Genomic DNA, 1,823 nt, shown 5'->3' on the forward strand with positions numbered 1-1,823 from the left:
CATAACTATTACTTTATACCTGTATTAATAATCAGTATAAACAGGTATTTTAGAGCATCAAGTAATTGTTACACTTTTAGGGATTCATAACATATCTGAACTCACAGTTTCGATGAGTCGGTTTTGACTCCATCTGACAGGCAGCTATGAGCGTAAAGTGGACATTGAAGTTTCAAAATATCTATGGCTGCTATGAGCGTAAAGCGGACGTTGGACATAACTTTTGCGCAAGTCCGCTTCAGACAATGAACGGACTGTCAACGCACGAATTTACAGCTGATTTAAAGCGCAGTAGAAAAACAGTTTGAAAACTGCGCTTATCAAATTATTAGAATTAGTGTGATTATGTCAAAACCGCTTGATACTTATACCGTCAGTCAGGGCCGGATCATACTTTGTTAAAGAGTTGAACTTTCCCAGATACTCATGATCAGATCGGCATTCTTATCGTCATTTTAGATATTTATGCTCACGGATTACTTAAGCCTCGTCGAAGACACTCGGTCTCACATTAATCGTAGCCACAATTTGGTCGATGTCATGTTTCTCGTGCTCAACAGAGTGATTTCAGGAGCGGAAGGCTGGTCTGATGTTGAGGACTTTGGCCATGAAAAGCTCGACTGGCTTCGACAGTTTCGCCCCTTTGAAAATGGCATTCCTACCAGACACTCCATCGCCCGTATTATCCGCTCGGTGAACATAGAGCAGCTAAGTTTAGCTTTATACAGCTGGGTCAACGAACAACGGAAGCAGCATGATAAACCGCTGATTGCCATTGATGGTAAAACCGTGCGTGGTGCGGTCAACCGCAATGATAAAGACAATACCCTACATCTGGTAAGCGCCTTCGATACACAGCAAGGGCTCGTGCTTTTCCAACAATCCACGCAAGGTAAAGGCAAAGAGATACAAGCGGTGAGAGATTTGTTATCCATGTTGGATATCAAAGGCAATATCTTTACCCTCGATGCGCTGCATTGTCAGGGCGATACCTTGTCCTTGATACAAGGCCAAGGCGGGGACTATGTCGTGCAAGTCAAAAGCAATCAGAAAAACCTGTATCAGTTTATCAAAGCCCAGTTTGAAGTGACGTTTGCAGGTAAGGCACAGGCTGGCGTGGAGACCTTCGTTGAGGAAACTAAAGGACATGGTCGGGAAGAAACGCGTACCTTATGGCAACTCCCACTGTCTGATACGACTCATCTGGATGACAAATGGCATAGCGCAAAAAGCCTGATAGCGATTGAACGTTGCCGTAAACAAGGTAAAAAAGTCAGCTATAGCACTTACTTTTATCTGAGTTCATTGGCTTGCGATGCCAAACTGGCTTTCAATGCTGTTCGCCAACATTGGTACATCGAGAATCAGCAACACTGGATATTGGATGTGGTCTATCGAGAAGATATGAGCCTGATTGGTGATAGAGAGGCGGCGGAAGTGTTCGCCTTACTCAGGCGGATTTCACTAAATCTTGCCAAACAGCATCCTAAGAAGACAAGCCATAGACGAAAGTTAAAACAAGCTGGATGGTCTGACGGTTTTAGAGCGGAGCTATTCTTTCGTTAATCAATTTAACAAAGTATGCTCGCGCCCTGTACCGTCAGTATCCCTTGGTAATCACACTAGTACGAATTATTATTTAGACAAACATACTGCCGTTTTTAACTTTGCTCTACCGCTTCGAATATCAAAGACGATAACTATGTTTTAATAATTTGCTACATCAATTATGGTCACTTACCTAGTCGTGACACAGCAGTCAATCTATGTCGTCAATGGTAATCGTAATATATGCTTTTGTTCTTTCTAAATCATCAATTCTA

The 1,823-nt window shown here is 42.6% G+C and carries 1 protein-coding gene; it reads left to right on the forward strand.

Features of this window, described 5'->3' with window-relative positions; translation table 11 throughout:
* The first annotated feature begins 465 nt into the window (after positions 1-465).
* Positions 466-1,566 (forward strand): ISAs1 family transposase, encoded by a 1,101-nt coding sequence (locus BIZ39_RS21525; RefSeq protein ID WP_187448070.1) that lies wholly within the window; start codon positions 466-468, stop codon positions 1,564-1,566.
* Positions 1,567-1,823: the final 257 nt, after the last annotated feature.

Origin of the sequence: Alteromonas sp. BZK5 (assembly GCF_014349115.1) — a bacterium.
Lineage (GTDB): Bacteria > Pseudomonadota > Gammaproteobacteria > Enterobacterales > Alteromonadaceae > Alteromonas > Alteromonas macleodii.